Annotated in this window: 17 protein-coding genes; 3 read left to right on the top strand and 14 right to left on the bottom strand. The window is 46.7% G+C overall.

The features are described from left to right. Positions 1-10: 10 nt before the first annotated feature. From AB5150_RS06720 to tig, 3 genes are all read right to left on the bottom strand, one after another. Complete coding sequence (locus tag AB5150_RS06720; RefSeq protein WP_368291532.1) at positions 11-2218, bottom strand: fibronectin type III domain-containing protein; 2208 nt, start codon at positions 2216-2218, stop codon at positions 11-13. A gap of 182 nt (positions 2219-2400) precedes the next feature. Continuing rightward, positions 2401-3507, bottom strand: coding sequence for an FKBP-type peptidyl-prolyl cis-trans isomerase (locus tag AB5150_RS06715; protein WP_015533704.1), 1107 nt, complete (start codon positions 3505-3507; stop codon positions 2401-2403). 22 nt (positions 3508-3529) lie between these two features. Then, a complete protein-coding gene (gene tig, locus AB5150_RS06710) occupies positions 3530-4759 on the bottom strand; it encodes a trigger factor (RefSeq protein ID WP_015533703.1) in 1230 nt (409 codons plus the stop codon). Between the two features lie 482 nt (positions 4760-5241). On the opposite strand from tig, the gene nrdD reads away from it, so the two are divergent. Both nrdD and nrdG read left to right on the top strand, forming a co-directional pair. Continuing rightward, a complete protein-coding gene (gene nrdD / locus AB5150_RS06705; RefSeq protein WP_055146687.1) occupies positions 5242-7368 on the top strand; it encodes an anaerobic ribonucleoside-triphosphate reductase in 2127 nt (708 codons plus the stop codon). 147 nt (positions 7369-7515) lie between these two features. Then, the gene (nrdG, locus tag AB5150_RS06700) at positions 7516-8055 is read left to right on the top strand and encodes an anaerobic ribonucleoside-triphosphate reductase activating protein (protein WP_022217277.1); all 540 of its coding nucleotides are present in this window, start codon (positions 7516-7518) and stop codon (positions 8053-8055) included. A gap of 53 nt (positions 8056-8108) precedes the next feature. Here nrdG and dut read toward each other — a convergent pair whose 3' ends face one another. From dut to AB5150_RS06660, 8 genes are all read right to left on the bottom strand, one after another. Beyond that, positions 8109-8555: a dUTP diphosphatase gene (gene dut, locus AB5150_RS06695; protein ID WP_022217276.1), complete on the bottom strand. Its 447-nt coding sequence runs from the start codon at positions 8553-8555 to the stop codon at positions 8109-8111. Positions 8556-8568: 13 nt separating this feature from the next. Next, the gene (locus AB5150_RS06690; RefSeq protein ID WP_349818783.1) at positions 8569-9597 is read right to left on the bottom strand and encodes a SurA N-terminal domain-containing protein; all 1029 of its coding nucleotides are present in this window, start codon (positions 9595-9597) and stop codon (positions 8569-8571) included. A 57-nt stretch (positions 9598-9654) separates the two neighbouring features. After that, positions 9655-13221 (bottom strand): transcription-repair coupling factor, encoded by a 3567-nt coding sequence (mfd, locus tag AB5150_RS06685; protein ID WP_055223059.1) that lies wholly within the window; start codon positions 13219-13221, stop codon positions 9655-9657. 12 nt (positions 13222-13233) lie between these two features. Beyond that, positions 13234-13791 carry an aminoacyl-tRNA hydrolase gene (gene pth / locus AB5150_RS06680; RefSeq protein WP_368291529.1) on the bottom strand — a complete coding sequence of 186 codons (558 nt, stop codon included), beginning with the start codon at positions 13789-13791 and terminating at the stop codon, positions 13234-13236. A 43-nt stretch (positions 13792-13834) separates the two neighbouring features. Further along, positions 13835-14569 carry a sugar phosphate nucleotidyltransferase gene (locus tag AB5150_RS06675; RefSeq protein WP_022217273.1) on the bottom strand — a complete coding sequence of 245 codons (735 nt, stop codon included), beginning with the start codon at positions 14567-14569 and terminating at the stop codon, positions 13835-13837. Positions 14570-14720: 151 nt separating this feature from the next. After that, the gene (gene spoVG, locus AB5150_RS06670) at positions 14721-14981 is read right to left on the bottom strand and encodes a septation regulator SpoVG (protein WP_015533695.1); all 261 of its coding nucleotides are present in this window, start codon (positions 14979-14981) and stop codon (positions 14721-14723) included. 79 nt (positions 14982-15060) lie between these two features. Continuing rightward, complete coding sequence (glgD, locus tag AB5150_RS06665) at positions 15061-16185, bottom strand: glucose-1-phosphate adenylyltransferase subunit GlgD (RefSeq protein ID WP_022217271.1); 1125 nt, start codon at positions 16183-16185, stop codon at positions 15061-15063. Between the two features lie 2 nt (positions 16186-16187). Further along, the gene (locus AB5150_RS06660; RefSeq protein WP_022217270.1) at positions 16188-17456 is read right to left on the bottom strand and encodes a glucose-1-phosphate adenylyltransferase; all 1269 of its coding nucleotides are present in this window, start codon (positions 17454-17456) and stop codon (positions 16188-16190) included. 319 nt (positions 17457-17775) lie between these two features. Here AB5150_RS06660 and AB5150_RS06655 point away from each other — a divergent pair, with 319 nt between their 5' ends. Then, a complete protein-coding gene (locus AB5150_RS06655) occupies positions 17776-19332 on the top strand; it encodes an asparaginase (RefSeq protein ID WP_015533692.1) in 1557 nt (518 codons plus the stop codon). A 111-nt stretch (positions 19333-19443) separates the two neighbouring features. Here AB5150_RS06655 and AB5150_RS06650 read toward each other — a convergent pair whose 3' ends face one another. The 3 genes from AB5150_RS06650 to AB5150_RS06640 form a co-directional block, all read right to left on the bottom strand. Continuing rightward, complete coding sequence (locus tag AB5150_RS06650) at positions 19444-19845, bottom strand: transcriptional repressor (RefSeq protein WP_015533691.1); 402 nt, start codon at positions 19843-19845, stop codon at positions 19444-19446. A gap of 158 nt (positions 19846-20003) precedes the next feature. Further along, on the bottom strand, positions 20004-22493 hold the full coding sequence (locus tag AB5150_RS06645) for an alpha-galactosidase (protein ID WP_368291528.1): 2490 nt from the start codon (positions 22491-22493) through the stop codon (positions 20004-20006). 11 nt (positions 22494-22504) lie between these two features. Continuing rightward, positions 22505-23956 carry a glycoside-pentoside-hexuronide (GPH):cation symporter gene (locus tag AB5150_RS06640; protein ID WP_368291527.1) on the bottom strand — a complete coding sequence of 484 codons (1452 nt, stop codon included), beginning with the start codon at positions 23954-23956 and terminating at the stop codon, positions 22505-22507. Between the last annotated feature and the right edge of the window lie 7 nt (positions 23957-23963).

Genomic DNA, 23963 nt, shown 5'->3' with positions numbered 1-23963 from the left:
CCCTTTTCATCTATTTGCGGATCCTTATTCCCTTTGCATGTGATGCAACTGACTTGACTGTCTTTCCTCCATCATTAACTGTTGAAGCCACAACCTTGTAGTAATAGGTCGTTCCCTTCTTGAGCTTCTTGTTCATGTATGAAAGCTTTGTAGCTCCAGTCTTGCCGACCAGCTTGTATGTTCCATTCTTGCTGGTTGAACGATATACATAGTATCTGGTTGCATTTGTAACCTTCTTCCATGTTACAGTCGCTGTACCCTTGGAACCGTTTACAACCTTTGTTATGGCCGGTGATGCAAGCTTATGTGTATAGTCACTGCTATACAAATCATATCCGCTGCTGAATCCAAAGTCTGTGCCTACAACAACAGAGTATGTATACTTCATTCCGTCTGTCACGTTCACATCCGTGAAGTTAGTTGCCTTTGTTGATCCTATGTACTGGCGTACACCGAGCTCTGTAGTTCTGTATACATAGTATTCCTTTGCCCCGCTTACAGCAGACCATGTTATCTTGGTCGATGTTGTGCTCTTCTTTACAGCCTTAACACGCTTTGCACTTGGCATCTCTGAATTCCACAGAGTGTTATCCTCGCCTCTTGCCTTTCCCTTATATGGTCTCACATATATCTGAGAGTATTTGCGCTCCTTGCCCTTTGCACTTGTGTTTGTAAATGTATATGATGTCTTTTTTCCCGATGTTATCTTCTTGATGGTCTCTATCTTGCCTGTACTGCTGTTGAGGCCTGATATAACATATCCTGATGCGCCCCAGTCTCTGTACCATGTGAGAGAATATCTTACAGACAGGACATCCTTCCTGCCGTTCAGTGATGAAGATACAGCTCCCGCAGTCAGATCCTGGACTCTCTTGGTGTAACCCATGGTCCTCTCAGATGTATCTGTCGTCTCATATCTCACGGCAGCTCCTGATTTCTTGACTGTCCTTATCATCACCTTGTATGTTCCGTTCGGATCAAGCTTTGTAAGGGTGCATGAGTTTTTCTTGGTGACCACCATACGCTTGTATGCATCACCGGTTATATCGGTTCTCTTTGCCCATACCTCGTATGACACGTCTGCGGTATTGTCCGCAGCCCATGTACACTTCAGTGATCTGTTGCCTGTCTGTATAAGGCTAGGTGCACCTGCTGCATTCATGATAAACTTTACGCCGACAACACCAGATGTCTTTCCTGTTGTTATCTTTCGTGTCTGTGAGTCGTAATACTTTGGCACCACCTTGTAGTAGTATACCGTTCCACTCTTGACCGCTGTGTCCGTGAAATCAGCAGAATATATAGTCTTTATCTTTCTGTAGCCCTTGCTCTTGTTTGTTGAGCGGTACACATCGTACTGATTTGCAAAATTGCTGGTCATCCACAGGAATACTCCCGGCTTACTTATCTTTTCTGATACATTCATGCTTGAAGCATAGAGCTGATCCACCTCTGGAATGCCCACCTTTACTGAAGCTGTCTTACTTGTAGCTATGACCTTGCTCGTCTTCACATACTGATCTGAACCGCTCACGATCCTGAATCTGTAATAATATGTAGTTCCGGTCTTCGCAGTGCTGTCAAGATATGCAAGTCTTGACGTGTAAGATTCACTTCCCGTTGCAATCGTGGTAAATGGCCCACCTGACTTGGTCGCTCTCTGAACCTCATACTTGACCTCATCTGAATGCCTGCTATCAAGATATACGCTGACAGACACATAGCCTGGTTTTGCATAGCCAGTGCTTCCGACTGTATATCCTACACTAACACTAGGATCACCATCAAAGCTCACCTTGTCAGTTTTGACCGGTGAAACCTTCTGTACAGTCACCTCTCCATTTGAATCGTAGGCTCTAACCTCTGCGTTGTAGGTGGAATCAAGCAGCGCCGGGATCTCACAGTTAATACTAAAGGACTGCTGGTCCTCTCCGTTGTACTGTTCCCCGCACTTTACTCCATTGACCCAGACCTCAACTCTGTAAGCCCGGCCGCTTGCATTGATCGTTATGGTCCTTGAGTTCTTATAAGCTCCCGCATACCATATGCTGACATTGGCTGCCGCCACATCAGCCTGTTCCTCCGCCGCCACTATGGCAGCAGTTCTTCCGTCTGCCGCATTTTCCACACTGGCTGCCATAGCCGTGCCCGCCTCACCGAGCATCATGGCTGAAGCCAGAGCAATGCACAGACATTTTCTCGCAATGTTCTTTCTCATAATATCCCCTTTCCTTTTCTATCTTTAAAATAAAGACATGTTCTCTTTTATTTTAAATTCCCGGAGCCCCTTAGTCAATGTGGATAAACCACAGATTCATTTGTCTATAGACGACAATAGAGACCGAGCATAAAACCTCGGTCTCTATCAGCTTATCCATATTCAAATATATCGCGTGCAGCTTACTCCTCTGTGGCTGCCTCAGATGCATCTGTTGCAGTTGCCTCCACCTGAACTGATCTGTTCATGAGATAGTCAAGCACGTTCTCCTCTGTGGCATAGAACATCAGGTCTGACTCTGAGTAATACTTGTCCACGTCTGAGTCATTCTCCAGATTGTTCTTGTCCATAACCTTCTGTCTGTACGCCTTTATGTCTGCGTTATCGGCGATGAGGTCATTGTCCATTGCTATGCATGACACAACGATCTTCTCCTTCATGACGTTCTCAACTGTGGTGTGAAGGTACTCAAGGAATGATGCCTCGTCCTCATATCCATAGAAATACTTCATATATGCCTCGAAGTCGATTCCGTAGTTGTCTGCGGCACTTCTCACATTTGACACCATGGACTGAATGTAGGAAGCTACCTCATCCTCAGGATACTTGTCAAATGTAACCTTCTCCTCAACAGCCTTGAGAACAGAAGTTCTGTCTGTCTCGTCCGCGGAATCGTCCTTGTCCTTCTGAACATCTTCCTTCAGATGTGCTGTGTAGTCATCGGTTGTTGTGTACTCACCATCAGTAGCCTTCTTGACCAGTGCGTCTGTGTACTCAGGCACCGTGGTAACTGATATATAATTGATCGTAACCTTGTACTCTGCTGTAAGTCCGGCAACTGTTGTGTCGCTGTAATCATCAGGATATGTCACTGTGATCGTCTTGACATCACCCGGCTTGCTTCCTATGAGCTGATCGTCACTGCCATCACCAAGAGTGTTATTTCCCATGGTCAGTGTGTAATCTGTCTTGCTGTCCTTCTCTGTTCCTGAGACAGTCTCAACATAGTCCACATTGATCTTGTCGCCATCTGCCACTGTGCTGGTCTTATCCTCTGTAGTCTCAGAATTGTCACTGCAAAAACTGCTTATCGCACTGTTTACATCGTCCTCGGACACCTCTCTCGATGCCGGAACATATTCGATATCAGTGTATGCCGCCTTGTCTATGGTCGCACACTTTGAAAACTTCTTAAACTGGCTCTTTGTGTCATTGCTGCCACAGCCTGTCATCAGGCCTGCGCACATGACTGCCACCATTCCTGCTGCAAATATCTTCTTTACTCTCATATCTTTCTCCGTACCCCTTTACTTACTCTTCAGCCTGCTCTGCGTCAGCCGCCTCTGTTGACTCTGTGGTCTCTGCAGCCTCAGTTGTTGCTCCAGTTGTCGCCTTTGCATTGTCCATAAGGAAGTTCATGACCTTCTCTGCCAGAGCGTTGTACTTTATCTCAACGTCTGTAAGATTCTGTCTGAGCGTAGACTCATCAACACTGTTCTTCGTTGCATAATCAGCTATATACTTATCAGCCTCGTCATCTGTGACACTGATATTCTCCTTCTTGGCAATGGCACATACGACCATTCTCTCCTTCTGTGATTCCTCACAAACCTGCTGTACATACTGTTCAAATGCAGCGCTGTCATCATATCCATAGTAATAGTAGATATATGTGTCATACTCTATTCCGTTTGTCTCTGCCTGAGTCTTTATGGATGTTATGATCTTGTCAGCATTCGCCTGAACATCATCTGCTGATATGTTCTCTATTGTACTGTTGTTTATAACGGCAACCATGACCTCATTCTGAGCACTTGCAAGAGCTGAATCCTCCTTGTCCTGCTTGAGCTGCTCACGTACAGATGCCTCATACTCAGCAGTTGTCTTATATGAAGTATTGTTTGCAACCAGCTCATCATTGTATGTAGCCGGTTTATCTATCTTTATATAGTTAAGTGTCGTCTCGAACTTGGCCGCCTTGCCATTTAACTCATCCTTGCCATAATTCTCAGGAAAGGTTACATTCACGGTAAATGTCTCTCCCGGCTTATGTCCAACTATCTGATCCTCAAAGTTATCTATGAATGAACCAGAACCAAGGACGAGATCATATCCGCTGCCATTGGTATTGCCTCCATCGAACTCCTCACCATCTACAGTTCCGACAAAGTCAATATTTACTGTATCTCCGTTCTTCGCCTCGCTGGTTGTGTCCTTATCAAATGTAGCAAGTCCGTTCACAAATGAATCAACCTTGGCCTGAACCTCATCATCCGTGACATCAGTGCCCTTCTCCTCATACTCCATGCCCTTGTATTCACCGAGTGTGACATCTGCCGCATACTGATCCACCATATCCTCTATAGAAGCAAATTCTTCTGATGAATTGTCAGCACTCTCTGTAGCATCAGAAGATGTTGCCTTACTCGCTGTATTATCCAGCTTTCCACTCGTACCATTACTGTCGCCACAGCCTGTCATAAATGACATGGACAGAGCGAGTGCAAGAACAACTGCACATCCCTTATTAAATTTTCGCATAATCATACCTCTTTTACTTTTTATTAGAAGTGTAACCATCTTCATGATAAACTTCAACGAGTAAACTTATACCATATTTTCCTGTAAAAATAAAGCAATTTGGAATAATTCATAGAATTCTCACAAATGATTTCACATTCCTATAACAGGCAGTTTTACATCTGTTTTTGTGATGTATTTTATCTGTCCCACATTATTCAAAGGCAAATCCACAATATGTTGTGTCTACATATTTTTTATTTTTCTATATTTTGTACTTTTTGCAAATAACCTGTAGACAAACAAAATTGGGAATGATATAATCGACCATGTTGAGACATCAGTGTGAGATTTGCGACGAGGCACCTTATTTGTCGCTAATTTTTTTGCGGCTTTTTCAGTCGGCATACCATATATTGATGTCTCCTGTATGGTAGTATACAATATTTAGGGGGCGTACTTTTTTTAACGCCCATTCACATCACACACAGGGAGAATGGGAAATGCAAGTTATCAAGAGAGACGGTCGTGCTGTTTCTTACGACCGAAGCAAGATCATATTGGCTATCCAGAAGGCTAACTCGGAGGTTGAGCCTTGTGAGAAGATCTCTGACGAGAAGATCGAGGAGATCGTCGGAAGCATCGAAGCCAAGAACCGAAAGAGAATGCTCGTTGAAGATATCCAGGATATCATCGAGCAGGGGCTTATGGCCGACGGCAAGTTTGTCCTTGCCAAGACCTACATTATATACAGATACAGCCGCGAGCTCATCAGAAAGGCAAATACGACTGATGATTCTATCCTCAGTCTTATCCAGAACAGGAATAAGGATGTCATGGAGGAGAATTCCAACAAGAATGCCACCGTCGCATCCACACAGCGTGATCTTATCGCAGGAGAGGTATCGAAGGATCTTACCAAGAGAATGCTCCTCCCTGAGAAGATCTCCAAGGCTCATGAGGAGGGCGCCATCCACTTCCACGACGCAGATTATTTCCTCCAGCCTATATTCAACTGCTGCCTTATCAACATTGGGGATATGCTTGACAACGGCACAGTCATGAACGGCAAGCTCATAGAGAGCCCGAAGAGCTTCCAGGTGGCATGTACCATCGTGACTCAGATCATCGCATCTGTCGCATCCAGCCAGTACGGCGGCCAGTCAGTCGATGTCCGTCACCTTGGAAAGTACCTCAGAAAGAGCTACAACAAATATAAAAAGAGATACACCGAAGAGTTCGGCGACAAGATAGACCCTGACACACTTGAGAAGCTCATCACAGAGAGACTCAAGGACGAGCTGAAGTCAGGAGTCCAGACTATCCAGTATCAGATAAATACTCTGATGACCACCAACGGCCAGTCTCCATTTGTCACTCTCTTCCTCAACCTCAGAGAGGACGACGAATACATCAAGGAGAACGCCATGATCATCGAGGAGATCCTCAGACAGAGACTTGAGGGAATCAAGAACGAGGCAGGCGTGTATGTTACACCTGCATTCCCTAAGCTCATATATGTCCTTGACGAGCACAACTGCCTCAAGGGCGGTGAGTACGACTATATCACAGAGCTCGCCATCAAGTGTTCTGCCAAGAGAATGTACCCTGATTACATATCAGCCAAGAAGATGCGTGAGAACTACGAGGGAAATGTATTCTCATGCATGGGATGCCGTTCATTCCTCTCCCCATGGAAGGATGAGAACGGAGAATATAAATGGGAAGGCCGTTTCAACCAGGGAGTTGTCAGTCTTAATCTTCCACAGATAGCTATACTTGCAAAGGGAGACGATGACAAGTTCTGGAGTCTTCTGGATGAGAGACTGCAGCTCTGCTACGACGCACTCATGTGCCGCCACAGAGCCCTCGAGGGTGTAACCTCTGACGTCAGCCCAGTCCACTGGCAGTACGGTGCCATCGCCAGACTTAAGAAGGGCGAGGTCATCGATCCACTGCTCCACAACGGTTACTCAACCATATCACTGGGATACATCGGTGTATATGAGACCACCAAGCTCATGCGTGGTGTGAGCCACACAGATCCTGTGGGCGAGGAATTTGCACTGAAGCTTATGCACAAGCTCCGCGCAGCCTGCGACAAATGGAAGGCAGATACGGGACTTGGCTTCGGACTCTACGGAACTCCGGCCGAGAGCCTTTGCTACAGATTTGCACGTATCGACAAAGAGCGTTTCGGAACCATAAAGGATGTCACAGACAAGGGCTACTACACCAACTCTTACCACGTTGATGTCCGTGAGAAGATCGATGCATTCAGCAAGTTCAGATTTGAAAGCCAGTTCCAGACCATATCATCAGGTGGTGCCATCTCATATGTTGAGATACCAAACATGCGCAACAACCTGGATGCTCTGGCAGAGGTCGTAAGATATATATACGACAACATACAGTATGCTGAGTTCAACACCAAGTCTGACTACTGTCATGTATGTGGATACGATGGTGAGATCCTCATCAACGATGACGGCGAATGGGAATGTCCGCAGTGTGGCAACAAGGATCACAACAAGATGAATGTTACCAGAAGAACCTGCGGTTATCTGGGCGAGAACTTCTGGAACGTGGGCAAGACCAAAGAGATAAAGGCAAGAGTGCTTCATCTATAGTCTTTTATAGAAAAACACTTGATATATTCAGGCAACTGATATAAAATAACAGTATGCATTAATAATTTCAATTGTATGGTCTGCATGTCGTAGAGGGCAACGCAGGCCATACTTTTGTTTTAAGATAAATTTAGAAGGGATCACATTATGAATTACGCAGATATCAAACTATTTGATGTTGCAAACGGAACCGGCGTCAGAGTGTCTGTATTTGTATCCGGCTGCACACACCACTGCAAGAACTGTTTCAACGCTGACACATGGGATTTCGGCTACGGCAAGCCGTTCACGGATGTGGAGATCAACCACATAATAGATAGTTGCAAGGAGGACTATATAGCAGGTCTCTCCCTGCTCGGCGGAGAACCTATGGAATATGTGAACCAGCAGGGGCTTCTTCCTCTGGCAAGAAAGTTCAAAGAGACCTACCCTGACAAGACCATCTGGTGCTACACCGGTTATACATTTGAAACCGATCTCTTAGACCGCATGTGTAATGAATGGGAGTATACAAAAGAACTTCTCTCCTACATTGACGTCCTTGTGGACGGAGAATTCATAGACGAACAGAAGGATCTGTCACTGAGATTCAAGGGCTCAAGGAACCAGCGTATCATAGATGTACCAAAGTCCTTGAAGACAGGCACCACAGTCCTGTGGGATGAAAGCGGAAAGTATTTTAAATAAAAGAAAAGCGGTCTGGCACACCATTAAAATGATGATGCCCGGCCGCTTTTTTGTTACTTTCCTGTTGAACCGAATCCGCCGGCTCCTCTGACTGTATCGCTGAGCTCGTCCACCTGATGGAATGCTCCAACGATATAAGGAGCGATCACAAGCTGTGCTATTCTCTCCTCAGGCTCAACCGTCTGTGCCTGGGTTCCGTGATTGTGGAGTGCAACCATGATTTCCCCTCTGTAATCCGCATCCACAACTCCAACCTTATTGGCCGGTGCAAGCCCCTTCTTGGATGCCAGACCGCTTCTCGCATACACAAGTCCTGCAAATCCCTCAGGTATCTCCATGGCTATACCCGTGTGAACCATCACCGTCTGTCCCGGCTCTATAGTAATCGCCTCATCAAGACACGCATACAGATCCGCCCCCGCTGCGTACTCTGAACCGTATGTCGGTATGACTGCCTTTTCATCCAGCTTCTTAATATTGACATCGTATACTGTTGCCATCTTTCTTCTCCTCTTATTCGTCAAATTTTATCTTGTTGTACACATCCATATCCACACTCTTACTGTATGAATATCCGCTGTCCAGCTCATCTATCCAGTCCTTCATAAGGTTGTCATAGTATTCCGCATCAGCGGCATCCGTGAGCTTCTTCTTGTTCTCGGCCGTGGCCTTCTCATCCGTAATGCTTATCATCTGGAATATATGGTAACCATACTCAGTCTCCACCACCGTGGATATCTCGCCATCCGACATGCTGTACAGTATGTCCAGCGTATCCTGGCCATAGGTGCTTAATATATCATCCCTGCTCATCGTATGTGTTCCCGCATACTTAAGCTCCTTTGCGCTTCCAAGGAATGATATATCCATATCTGTGCCATCCGAGGCTTCCACTATGGATTCATATGCCGCATCCGCCTTTTTCTTCTGCTCATCTATCTTGTCCTGTGAGTACAGGGTGATATTTCCATAATCGTCCTCCGAGTAGCACTCAAAGAACATGTCATAAAATGTACTCATCCTGGCCTGCTCATCGGATATCTCCGTGGAGCTCTGCTTCATCACATAATCATATATCTTGTCTGCCAGTGCGCTCTCACGCAAAACTCTCTTCACCGTATCGAGTTCAAGTCCAACCTCTGCGATCTGGGCATCAGTCAATTTGTCATAGAACTCTTGCGCCGCCGTATCCTGATCCTTCTGCTCGCTTGCAGTCAGGCTTATGCCGTACTCCCCGGATTTGGTTATAAGTGTCTTGGTCTTTATGAGCTTTGATATCGCCTGACGCCTTGCTGCATCCACGGCATCCATCTCCAGACCATCATCAGTCACTATGCTCTGTTTCCACACGTCACTGCCATACTTTGATTCGTACTCCTCCTTCACAGTCTGGGCATAAATATACACCTCGTCTATCTCTATGTTCTGCCCGTTGTATCTGAGAACTACCTCCTTGCCAGTCTCCTCAGCGGCATCACTGCCACATCCAGTCACGGCAAATGCACATATGAGCGCCAGCAGCACACACAACCATCTCTTCAACTGAACCGCACCTCCTTATCTTTGTATTCTCCTGTCTGTATATTTCTAACTCACTATCTATGCTTTGTTATCCACACTGTCTTCTTCACTGTGGGTCATTATCAACATCTGGGACATATCCGCCACGACAAATTCCGCCTTTCTGAGAAGATCATTTTTCTCCTCCCGTCCAAGCTTCAATATAAACTCAGGCTTTGCCCCCATGACAAATTTCATCCTGCCTGAATAACTCTTAACGAGCTCATCTATCCCATCTACATTTATGTCAGCCCTGTTGTACATGACAAATCTCAGGTCTCCGTCCTTGTACCATATACGGGTTATGAAGCAGATATTTGCATTTGCCCTTAACAGTGCCACATCAAGAAGATTCATTGTCTCGTCAGGGATGTCGCCAAATCTGTCAATGAGCTCATCCACTATGTCATTGTACTCATCCTCATTCTTGATGAGGGATATTCTCTTACAAAGCTCCAGCTTGACAAAGTCGTTTTTGACGTACGTCTCAGGGATGAACGAATCCACCGGAAGGTCTATCTCCGTCTCGTATTCATGGAAAACCTTCTCGCCGCGGAGCTCCCTGACCGCATCATTAAGCATCTTGCAGTAAAGGTCATAGCCCACGACCTCATAGTTGCCCGACTGACTCTCGCCCAGGACGCTTCCCGCACCTCTGATGTTGAGATCCGCCTTGGACACCTTGACTCCCGAGCCGAGATCCGTATATTCTTTTATCGCTCTAAGTCTCTTCTCAGCGACCTCAGATATCATCTTGTTGCGCCTGTAGAACATAAATGCAAATGCACTTCTGTCCGAGCGACCAACTCTTCCGCGTAACTGGTAGAGCTGTGCCAGACCAAACAGGTTAGCGTCGTGTATGATTATGGTATTTGCATTCGGTATATCAAGTCCGGTCTCTATGATGGTCGTGCACACAAGCACGTCTATCTCCTTTTTGTTGAACCGGTACATGATGTCCTCCAGCGTGCGGCCATCCATCTGTCCATGGGCAAACTCTACATTTGCATATGGCACGAGGCTTCTCACATCATCCGCAAATCTCTCTATGCCTTCGACCCTGTTGTACACATAGTATACCTGACCATGCCTTGCAAGCTCTCTGGCAATCGCCTCCCTGGCAAGCTCCCTGTCATATTCCATGACATAGGTCTGTATCGGCCTCCTGTCCACCGGAGGCTCCTCAAGCAGGCTCATGTCTCTGATTCCAACAAGACTCATATGGAGTGTTCTCGGGATAGGCGTCGCCGTCAGTGTCAGAACATCCACATTGGTCTTCATCTCTTTTATCTTCTCTTTGTGATTTACACCGAATCTCTGTTCCTCATCTATTATGAGAAGTCCCAGATTCTTGAACTCCACATCCTTTGAGAGCAGCCTGTGAGTTCCTATGACTATGTCCACCTTGCCCTCTTTCAGCTCTCTGAGTGTAGATTTTATCTCCTTCTGGGTACAGAATCTGCACAACAGTCTCACCGTCACTGGATAATCCTTCATTCGCTCTGTGAACGTCTCATAATGCTGCTCGGCAAGGATCGTGGTCGGCACAAGATACGCAACCTGTTTGCTGTCACCGACAGCCTTGAACGCAGCACGGATCGCCACCTCAGTCTTGCCAAATCCAACGTCTCCGCACACCAGTCTGTCCATGATCTTATGGCTCTCCATGTCCGCCTTGACATCCTCTATGGCCTTTAACTGATCGTCAGTCTCAGTATAAGGAAATGTCTCCTCGAACTCCTTCTGCCACTCGGAATCAGGAGAATAGGCAAAGCCTTCCCTCGCCTGTCTCTCTGAGTACAGCTTTACAAGATGCTGAGCCACCTCGCTGACATGGCCCTTAACCTTGTTTCTTACCTTCTGCCACTCACTGCCACCGAGTCTGTTGATCTTCGGGGCTCGGCTCTCCTTGCTCCTGTACTTCTGGATCCTGTCCGTCTCGGAAGCCAGGACATATAATTTGCCGCCCTCAGCATACTCGATGACCAGATAGTCCTTCAAGGCGCCGTCGACCTCTATCTTCTCAAGCCCACGATAGATACCTATTCCGTACTTCTCATGGACCACATAATCGCCCACGCTCACATCCGAGAATGACTTTACTATCTCCCCGGCACGCGGCAGCTTCTTCCTCGAAGCCTGCGAATGTGATGTCTTGCTGGAGAACACATCTCCCTCACTGACCACGATGAGCTTCATCTCCGGTATCATAAAACCGGCTCTGAGCCTTCCCGGCATGACCGCCATCTCTCTGGCAGCCAGAGCTTTGTCCGGATCGTTCAGGTAATGACATATGACGTCATTGTCCATGAGGTTATCGACCATTCTCTTCGCACCGACCGATGATGGCGATACGAACAGGACGCTGTATTTGTCCTTCTTCCATTTCTTGATATCAGTAACCAGCGCATCAAAATTGTTCCTGTAGCTGTGAACCTCCCTGCTCTCGATCTCCACGCGGTGAGCATACTTTACACGGTCATCCTCACCCACAAATGAGTCAAAGCCCACAACCTTGTAGCGTCTGCATTTTTCCAGAACATCATCATAAGTGAACAGAACCTTCATCTGCCCCGGGAGGATATATCCCCCCTCCAGCCTGTGCGTCAGGCTGCTAAGAAAACTCTTCTCACTGCCATCCGCCTTCTCCGTGACCTTCTTCGTCTCATCTATGAAAATGTACGCATCCTCCGGCAGGCAGTCCACCAGAGACACCGTGTCACTGTAGAAATAATCAACATAGCTGTCCACTCCGTATATCGCACTGAACTCCGTGAGCTGTTCCTTCAGCGTGGCTATCTCGCCCTTTATCCTGGCATACGCCTCCGTCTGAAATGAATCCTTAAGCTTCTTCGCATACGGCTTCAGCTCTGCCTCCAGCCTGTGTATACCTCTGTCGATCCTCTCCTTTGAAAGCACCATCTCTCCCGCGGGATAAATTACAAGTTCATCCACATTCTCTATGGATCTCTGGCTCTCCGCATCAAATGTCTTGATGGTATCGACTTCATCGTCCCACATGTCTATTCTGTATGGACATTCCTCAGTCAGCGGAAATATGTCCACGATACCGCCTCGTATGGCAAATTGTCCCGGCTCCTCCACACTGTCAGTTTTTTCATAACCAAGGTCCACCAGCTTGCCCTTAAGCTCATCCAGATCAAGAGACTGTGCCGCATGGATATTTATCACGTATTTTTTCATATAGGACAGTGCAGGTATCTTGTCATACATTGCATCTACCGTGGCTATGATCGTACATGGTTCTCCCGTTGCCAGACGCCGAAGGACCTCCATGCGCCGTCTGGTTATGGCATTGCCGTGGACATCTGCACTGAAGAACAGAATATCCTTTGCAGGATACATATATACATCCCTTCCGTAGAACTTCATATCGCTGTACAACTCCTCCGCACGCCTGTCGTTATATGTCAGTATCAGGCGCACCGATGCGTCATCACCGAAGCCCTGCATCATGAATACTCTGTCCGTGCCCTCGCCCGTCGTACCTGTCACATTGACAAATCCATCTCCGGATGCAAGCCACTCCTTCAACTCTGTATATATATTCAGTTTTTCAAATGGCTCACCAAGTACACGTATCATTCTCCATCACTCTCAATTAAACTTATTCATAGCTGCAACTGTGCCATCCGCCAGTATGGTCTCCACCGCATCGCAGGCATTACCACAGCTCTCTCTTATATTCGCCAGATCTTCCTTTCCAAATCTCGACAACACATAATCAGCCAGATCCATGTGATCCGGCTTTTTGCCAACACCCACTCTGATCCTGACAAATTCCTGGCTGCCAACGTGCTGTATGATATTCTTCATACCGTTATGACCGCCGGCGCTTCCCTTCTGTCTGATCCTGAGCTTGCCGACGTCAAGATCTATGTCATCGTACACGACTATCAGATCTTCAACCGTACATTTGTAGAAGTCCATTATCGCCCTTACGCTCTCTCCGCTGAGATTCATAAATGTCTGAGGCATGGCGAGTATGACCTTCTCTCCGTCTATTATACCCTTTCCTATAAGTGCCTTATGCTTTGCAGTGTCTATCCTTATATTATGTCTCTCTGACAGCTCATCCAGAACCGCAAATCCTACATTGTGTCTTGTTCCGGCATATTTCGCACCGGGATTGCCAAGTCCAACTATGATCTTCATTTGGTCTCTCCATTTTCCTCCACCCAGGTGGATCGTTCTATTGTTATCTGTTCTCCATGATCTTCTCAGCATCTGCAAGCTGCTCCAGGGTGTTGACTCCTCTTATCTGGTCAGCATCGTCCATCGGAACAGCGGAAGCCGGAAGCCCCATTTTCTTTATTATCTCTATCGCATCCGGAAGATAATACTCTCCCTGGGCGTTGTCATTTGATATCTGTGACAGTGCGTCCTGAAGTGCTGCGCAATCAAATATATACATGCCCGAGTTAACTTCCTTCACAGCCTGCTCCGCTTCGTCAGCATCCTTCTGCTCCACGATCTTTGCCAGGCTGTCACCGTCCCTTATGATCCTTCCATATCCAAATGGATCATCAAGCATCGCCGATATTACAGTTACACCATTCCCGCTCTCCTTGTGGAAATCAAGTGCTTTTCTGAGTGTATCCCCTGTCACAAGCGGTGTATCTCCACAGAGTATGATCACATCCCCATCACGTCCAATAAAATCTGCAGCACACTTTACCGCATGGCCTGTTCCGAGCTGCTCCTCCTGAAGCGCATAGTCAACCTTCACATCGTTGACACTGGCAGCTATGGCTGACTTCACCTCGTCTGCCTTGTATCCAACGATCACACACACCTCGTCTGCACCCGCCTGGCGCGCCGCTTCTATAGAATAATATACCATCGGTTTTCCCATCACCTGATGAACTACCTTTGGCTTATCTGACTTCATTCTTGTTCCCTTGCCTGCCGCAAGTATAACTGATTTTACCATTATTATATCCTCCATATTCTATCTGGATCTAAACAGATACATTCTACTTTATACTATATTTTTTTACAAGACCATATAAAAAGAGCCAATGCTATCAGCTTGGTGACTTACGCCTCTAGCACTGGCTCTGAATGTCTATTTGAGACTGGTATTACTCTTCCAAAGATTCCTGATACTTTGAAAGAATCATACTCTGCAGACGCTCTCTTGTAGCTGTATTGATCGGATGAGCGATATCTCTATATTCTCCATCCGCTGCCTTTCTACTCGGCATCGCGATGAACATGCCCTTCTCACCCTCGATGATCTTGATGTCATGCACAACAAACTCGTCATCGATCGTAATAGAAACAACCGCCTTCATCTTGCCTTCCTTCTCAACACTTCTGATCCTGATATCAGTTATCTGCATCTGAATTACCCCCTTAACCCTGACACACATTGCGATCCCACACGCAACTGTCATTTGTACTACTTATACCGTATGCATCCTACAACGCATATCTGAAATCCTTCTCCACTATTACCTTGATGTCCTCAGGTGTTCCCTGATGTACTGTGTTCGCGCGGAGTGTATCCCTGCTCTCCACGATACAATTCTCGATGATGGAATTATCACCGATGTTGACATCGTTAAGTATGATCGAGTTCCTGATCACACAGTTATTTCCAATGTATACCTTCTTGAATATAACTGAGTTCTCAACGGTTCCGTTGATGATACAACCGCTTGCTATCAAGCTGTTATTTACCACCGCATCTGCATTGTACTTTGCTGGTGGGAGATCATCCACTCTTGAGTAGATATCCGGATGCTGTTTGAAGAAGAAGTCTCTTACGTCCTTCTTGAGGAAATCCATATTAGCTCTGTAATATGACTCCTTTGTTCCTATGTTTCTCCAGTAACTGTCCATCTTGTATCCGTAAATTCTCTTGACACCCTTATATCTCACGAGAATATCTCTTACGAAATCATTTCTTCCCTCGTTGGCACATGTCTCAAGGAGTTCGATGAGCTGTCTTCTTCTTATGACATATACACCTATGGAAACCGTGTTGGTTCCTGCCACAAGAGGCTTCTCCTCGAAGTCTATGATCCTGCCATCCTCGTTCATCTTGATAACACCAAATCTGTTGATGTCATCCTCGCCCGGTGCCATATCCTTGCATACAACCGTGATATCTGCACCATTGCTTATATGCTCCTCAAGAACCTTGTTGTAGTCGAGCTTGTAGATACCGTCTCCTGAAGCGATAACTACATATGGCTCATGGCTCTCCTTGAGGAACTTGATATTCTGATAAAGTGCATCTGCTGTTCCCTTGTACCAGTAGCTGTTAGCTGCTGTGATGGTAGGTGTGAAGATGAACAGACCTCCCTGCTTTCTTCCGAAATCCCACCACTTGCTTGAGTTCAGATGCTCATTCAGTGATCTTGTGTTGTACTGTGTGAATACCGCTACCTTCTGAATATGAGAATTAGTCATATTGGAAAGTGCGAAATCAATTGCTCTGTAGCTTCCTGTGATAGGCATGGCTGCAACGGCTCTCTTTGCTGAAAGATCTCCCAGCTTATTGCTGTTACCACCTGCCAGAATAATTCCTAATGCTCTCATGTCTACTCACCTGCCTTTATAATACTACCGCCACTCGGAAGTGTTCCGTCCGGATAATCCGAAGGATCTGTGTCACCGAATATTGCAGTGTTCTTACCTATTGTTACGCCCTCAGGTATAACTGAGTTCTCACCTATAGTAACAAGGCCAAATGCGTAGATATTAGGCTTCATCTCATTGACAGCTTCCTCACCAACTCCAAGCTTGGCATTTGCACCAACCTTGACATTCTCGGCAATGATTCCCTTTTCAACATAGGCACCAGCTTCGATCGTAACCCCATTCATTATAATCGAATCCTTAACGACCGCACCCTCTCCTATGGTTACACAAGAGCCTATAACTGAATTCTCAACGGTTCCGTATATCTCGGTTCCCTCTCCGATGATACACTTGGATACCTTTGCCGCTTCATCTATGTACTGAGGTGGTATGGCGTCTGTCTTCGTATATATCTTCCAGAATTCCTCATACAGATTGAACTCAGGAACTATGTCGACAAGCTCCATGTTGGCCTCCCAGTATGAACCGAGAGTTCCTACATCCTTCCAGTATCCCTTGAAATCGTATGCACATATCTTGTTGCCGTTCTCATGGCAGTATGGAATAATATGCTTACCGAAATCGCATCCCGGCTGATCCTTCATGGTAACAAGTGCCTCGCGGAGGATCTTCCAGTTGAATATGTATATACCCATGGAAGCCTTGTTGCTTCTTGGGTTCTCCGGCTTCTCCTCAAACTCTGAGATAATGCCGTCATCATTCGTTATAACTACTCCGAATCTGCTTGCCTCCTCCCATGGAACCTGGTATGTGGCAAGTGTCACATCCGCATTCATGGACTTGTGATAGTCAAGCATGTGTTCATAATCCATCTTGTAGATATGATCACCGGAAAGTATGAGAACATAGTCTGGATTGTAATAATCTATGAACTCTATGTTCTGGTAGATAGCGTTGGCAGTACCTGTGTACCACTCGCTGTTGTTGCTCTTCTCGTATGGTGGAAGCACTGTGACACCACCAATGTTTCTATCGAGATCCCAAGGAATGCCGATTCCGATATGCTGGTTAAGTCTGAGTGGTCTGTACTGTGTAAGTACACCTACTGTGTCAATCCCCGAGTTGATACAGTTGCTCAGTGGGAAATCGATTATCTTGTATTTGCCGCCAAATGCTACCGCTGGCTTGGCAAGCTTGGATGTAAGAACCCCAAGACGGCTGCCCTGTCCACCAGCAAGGAGCATGGCGATCATTTCTTTTTTAATCATGTAAGTCACCTCTCCATGCAAAATTATAAAGACATTATACCATCCTTTTTATAATAATCAAAGTTTTTTATGCATTTTCACAAAAAAAATGCGCATTTTTCGATTTTTTTAAACATTTTTTACTCAGGGTATATATGACAAATGATGTATTTTGTCAGTATCAGGCGATATTTTTTAGTTATTACTTACTTACACTCAATTACATTTCTCATATTTTTCTTATATATTATGTAATTTTCATTTTGCAAACGGATATCTTTTTCATATAATGACTATATCGGAAGAAAATCATACAAAATACAAATGAGGTGTTGAATATATGTCAGAGATATTAGTAAAAGAATACCGTGGAAATATTGTTGAGAATGCACACCGCGGCTCCATCGCAGTTGTGTCATCCACAGGAGATACAATCGCCTACCTTGGCGACATAGAGAAACAGACTTTCATGCGTTCCGCAAGCAAGCCTATACAGGTGCTGCCTACACTGCTGGCAGGACTTCACAGAAGGTTCAACCTCACCGACGAGGATGTTGCCATGTTCAACTCTTCCCACTGGGGAAGCAACCATCATATATTTGTGCTGGAGGAGATCTCGCGCAAGACAGGATTGAATCCCGATGACATGATCATGAAGCCATGCGCTTCCACATCAGCTTCAGCGCTGGCGGCAAAGCTCACCGACAGGTCAAAGCTCCACCCAAGGCAGGGACAAAGCAAACTTCAGCACTGCTGCTCGGGAAAACATTTCAGCCTTATGTTGCTCCAGAGAGAGCTCACCGGTAAGCCGGACGGCTATCAGCTCAAGGATTCCCCTGTACAGCAGCAGATAATCAATTTCATATCCATGCTCAGCCAGACCCCTACATTCAAGATCGGGCTCGGCATAGACGGCTGTGGAGTTCCGGTATTTGCACTGCCACTTAGAAGCATCGCCATGTCCTACGCAAAGCTCATGGATCCATTCAGCCTGTCAAACGAACTCCGGGAGACTATAGACTACAACTTCTCATGCATCCACAAATATCCTGAGAAGATCAACGATTACGGAACACCTTCATATTATATCAACCAGAATCCTGACCTCATAATGAAGGACGGCTCCAGGGGTGTTATCTGTATGGCGATAAAGAGCATGAAGCTCGGTATCGCAGTAAAGCTTGAGGACGGATGGACGGATGAATATCAGGGAATGATAATCGCAAACATACTCGAACAGCTCAAGTACGAAAACACTGAACTCATCGAGAAGCTGAAAAACTGCTACACGACCAAGCTGTTCAACGACTGCGGCATTGAAGTGGGTCACTCAGAGGTCGACTTCAAGCTCGATATAGATCCTACATTTTTTGAGAAGCCTGAGGAGTATGTCGACTCCGATTCTGAATTTGGCGACACTGAATCAGATGAAAAATATGACCCTGATCTTGACAGCGCATTTGCTGATGAATACGATCCTGATCTCGACAGTGCATTTGCAGACGACGATACGGATACTTCCATCCACGCAGAACCGATAATTACAGATGCGCTGGATGACGATACGGATGATGAGCAGGAGGAAAATGACAGCAGCTTTGAGATAGACCTTTTCGGAGACGGCAATCTGGTGGATGCCGCCCCTGAGCGCACACCAGAGGAGGAAAGAGAGTTTCGCAACAAGAAGTCCATCCTCGGAATGACAGTTGTAAAGCCTTCGGCCAACAAGACATTTATCAGCAATCCACGCGTGGATCCTATAAGTGTAAACTCACATACAGTTGAGGCGCAGCCGGACACACCTGAATCTGACCAGAAAGGCAATTCCGCGATTCCTGAATTTATAAAGAAGGAAATAAAATCTGCAAATATCATTTCACAGAAAAAGAGAGACTGACAGAGCAGATAAGATACAGGCTCTTGGCATTGCCTGCACATACAAAAAGGCCGGTACACATACACCGCATACAATATGCGTTTATGTGTACCGGTCTTTTGCATTTCCCCATCACAGACTTTTCAGGCTGTCCTTACAGGATGGACATATCCCGATGAATTCTAGGTTGTGTGACAGTATGACGAAATCGCTGTCCGCCTCCACGCCCATCTGTGTGATGGAATCCTGGTATGGAAGCTCACTGTCAAATATCCTGTCACATACCTTGCAGCGTATGTGATAGTGATTCTCGGTATTGCCATCAAAATGCTCCATCTTGTCCCCTGAATACACATTCATGACAATTCCCTCATCAACCGCATCAGAGAGCACCCTATACACAGTTGATTTGCCTATCTTATATCCTCTCTTTTCCAGTTCATCTATCAGACTCTGGACTGTAGGATGAGTCTTGAGCTCCTTTATAACAGAGTATATGACCTGTTTCTGCCATGTGTTACGCTTCTCACTCATTGTATAGTCCTCCTTCTGGTATTTATCATTTTCTATTAGGAACGCTTCTCTATAAGAGTAAGATAACACATTCCATATATTATTTCCACTATTTTTATAATGTAAGTTTTTCCTGTGATTCAATTCCATATATGAGCATTTGCATGTGATCATATATATCACTGTCTGGTGAAGGTATATAACCTCAGTCCATGCTCTGTCCAGAGAGCGGTCTGGTCGTTGTAGCCAGTTCCCGCAAAGTTCGGAGCAAGGTTCACTCCAACGCGGTTAAACACTGCACCGGACGCCTTTACATATTCCTTCTCGCCCTGAAGCTTTACCACCTTGTCTATCGCACTCTGGGTCAGGGAATCAGGTTTCACATGCACCGGCGTAACAGTGTTGATGAGATCTCCCATGAGCTTTACGCTGTACTGCAGGCTTCTGCCCTCCATGACATAAACTGCATTCTCGTCAAGTCCCTTAGTCCGCATATGCTTGTAAGTGTAATTCGGTATCACCTGCCCCTCATAATAACAGGACACCGCCTCGGAGCCATCCTGGGAAACCACCATGAACTGGTATGCATTTCTCCTGAGATCTGACACCGAACCATTCTCAATCCTGTGATATTCTCCGAACTGAAGTGTGTGCCTGTGTTTCTTGTAGAACTCCACCTGATCCTTTATGGCATCAAGATCTTTCTTCTTCATGTCACACAGGTTGCACTCATAGCCCAGCACGCCAAATGCCGCCACTCCGAATCTCGTCTCAAGAGGAGTAACTCTGAGTGTCTGGTGATTCGGACAGCCCGACACGTGACTGCTGACTACCGACATAGGGTAGCCATAGCTGTAACCCGTCTGTATCTCAAGCCTCTCCTTGGCATCCGTGTCATCACTTGCCCATATCTGCGGCATATAGCACAGTATGCCGAGATCAAATCTGTTGCCACCGGCAGCACATCCCTCAAACAGAATCTCAGGGAAACGCTTAGTAATCCTTCCCATGATATCGTAGAGTCCCAGCACATACCTGTGTCCAAATTCGCCCTGCCTGTCAGACGGCAGCGTCTGGCTGTACCTGTCAGACATGATCCTGTTCATATCCCACTTCACGTACGAGATATTCGCAGATGAGAACACATTTGCCATGGCTTCCACTATATGATCTCTCACGTCCTTGTTGGTGAGATCCAGCAGCATCTGATGACGCCCCTCGGCATGACTCTGTCCCGGCACTCTGACTGCCCACTCCGGATGAGTCCTGTAGAGATCACTGTCCTCGTTCACCATCTCCGGCTCGACCCATATACCAAAGTCAAGTCCAAGTGCATTTATCTTGTCAGCAAGCTGCTTCACTCCGCCCGGAAGCTTGCTCCGGTTCTCCTGCCAGTCTCCAAGTGAGGATGTGTCATTGTCTCTGTGTCCGAACCAGCCGTCATCCATGACGAACAGCTCTATGCCGCACTTCTTTGCCTCTTTTGCAAGCTTCAGCAGCTTCTTCTCATTTATATCAAAGTATGCGGCCTCCCAGCTATTCAGCAGAACAGGCCTCTCCCGGTCCGCCCAGTGGCCTCTGACTATATGTCTTCTGACAAATGCATGCATATGACTGCTGACACCGCCAAATCCTGAATCTGAATATGTCATGACCGCCTCCGGCGACTGGAATGACTGTCCCGGCTCAAGCGCAAATGAAAATCCTTCCGGATTGATGCCGCTGAGTATACGCATACGTCCATATGAATTCTGTTCACAGCTCTCCATATGGTCTCCTGAATATATGAGATTGAAGCCGTAACACTCACCGTGTTCCTCTGAACTGCCGTGCTCAACCACCATGAAGAACGGATTGGCCCTGCTGCCCGAAGTTCCGGTCGACGATGAAACAGACACTCTTCCCTGCCTTACAGGGTGCACCGATCTGTGCATTTCCCTCGCCCAGGCTCCTCCGAAATGTATCATGTCATATTCCTGATACATTCTCATATCAAACTGCATGGACATAAGTCTGTCCACCCGCTCCACGTCATCGCTTTCATTTGTCAGGCGGGCACTTCTGGTTATCACGTCGCAGTCATCCCATGTGACATATATTAGCTCAAGCTTCTGTCTATAGAATTTGTCCCGGAGGGTTATGGTGAGCTGTGTTACCTCGCCCGCTGTATTCTGTCGCTCATATGCTTGTATGCTCTGCAATCCACCAGCCACACCGCTTCCCACTTCTGTGCCTTGCTGCTCATTTACTGTGTTGAATCTGCCATCTGTCCCCCTATGATATTCCACCGCACACGGAAGTCCTTCAAGCTCATCCCTGCCGTTTTTTATCTCGTATGATTCGTACACAAAGTCGCAGGTCGTACTGCCATTTGCATGGGTCATACAGACAAATGGTTCGCTGACATCCCCCTTGCCGGTTGACGACAGTTCCTGTAGCAGACTTTCTAAGGTAAGTCCACCATCCAGCGCTATGGCATTGCCGGTCTCGAACAGGCTGCGGTCATGTGCCACATCCCAAAGTCCCGCAATATTCTGATCTCCGCAGTCCAGACTCCTGCCACCGTAGTACAGGTGCTCAAGGTGTCCATCCGGGCGCACGCACATGGCATACTGCGTCGACTTTGTCTCCAGTATGAATACCTGATGTTCTTCTATATATCTGATCATAGCGGTTCCTCCTATCTAAGTTTCGTCATGATCTCCTGCATCCTCTCCTCGGTCAGCTTGTATTTCCTGATGAAGAATACAAGTCCTATGATTAGAAGGACTATCGGAACGACCGTCATCATCATGGAAAGTCCCATGAGAGTTCCTGTGCTCTGCTCTATGACTTCCGATGTTCCATCTGCTGGCTGGATAAGTCCGACCCATTTGATCGCAAGTCCGGCAAAGAACACTGCAACTCCCGATGCAAGCTTTACTACAAATGTTTGCATGGAGCATATGACGCTCTCATCTCTCTGCCCATTCTTGTACTCTCCGTAGTCTATGCTGTCGGCAAGACACACAGTTATCAGCACATTTAGAAGTCCGCTTCCCGCAAATACTAGAAGTCCCGGGATGAACAGAACGTACCAACAAGGCACTCCTCCCACCGTCATACGGGTAACACCGGCAAGGCTGCAGGCAAGCAGCATCACATATCCGACGATCTCATATACTACCGAATGTACAAACAGCTTTCTCTTGGACATATTCTTTCTAAAGAGCGGGAACAACATCATAGCAAGTATCTGCGCACCGCCGCCAAATGCGGAAAACAGCGCATATCCGCTCTCACTTCCTATGTCATATGTGAAGAAATATATGAGCAGGTTGCTTGTTATATAGAGTGCAGAGTTTACGAGCACGATGGTTATGACCACCGCCAGAGCCTGGTCATTTGTCACCAGCGAATGGAACATCTCACCTATGCCATGGGACTCCACTACTGTGTCACCCTTCTCCTTTACATTTGCCACGCAAATGGCCTCCGAGATGACGAACACTACTGCAACCAGAAGAGCCCACCACTTGAAGCCGATGCGGTAATCCGTGATCTTCAGCTTGTCCGCCGCCAGGGCTGCGCCGCTGATGGCTGGAACTACTATCATAGTAAGTACAGTAGGGATGGCAGACCCCACGCCCGCGCAGGATCTTGCAAGTGCAGACAGATTCTCCCTCTCCTTGCCCGGCTCAGTGATGGCCGGGATCATGGACCAGTACGGAATATCCATCAACGTGTATGTGATTCCCCACAGGAAATATGTCACTGTCAGAAACACCTTCATCCCACCAGCTCCCATGCTTTCCGGCACGGCGAACATCGCATAGAGGACAACCGCGTTCAGCACGGTCCCCGAGAATATCCACGGTCTGAACCTTCCCCATCTGCTTCTGGTCTTTGCCACCACGATACCCATGATAGGATCGTTAAATGCATCAAACACTCTCGCCACCATCAGCACGGTTCCTATGAACACTGAGCTGACACCAAGCACAGAATTGTAGTAGTACAGTATATAGCTGGCTACCAGCATATACACCATGTCTTTTCCCACGGCCCCTACTCCGTAGGCTATCTTTGTCTTTTTCTGAAGGCCGCCCGCAGGTGCGCCGTTCTGTGTATTATCCTGTGAATTTTCTCCCATATATAAC

The sequence above is a fragment of the Coprococcus sp. RTP21281st1_F1_RTP21281_210402 genome, assembly GCF_040915325.1.
GTDB lineage: Bacteria > Bacillota > Clostridia > Lachnospirales > Lachnospiraceae > Coprococcus > Coprococcus aceti.
The sequence above is the reverse complement of the archived record's forward strand: the minus strand, read 5'-3'. Positions and strand labels throughout refer to the sequence as shown.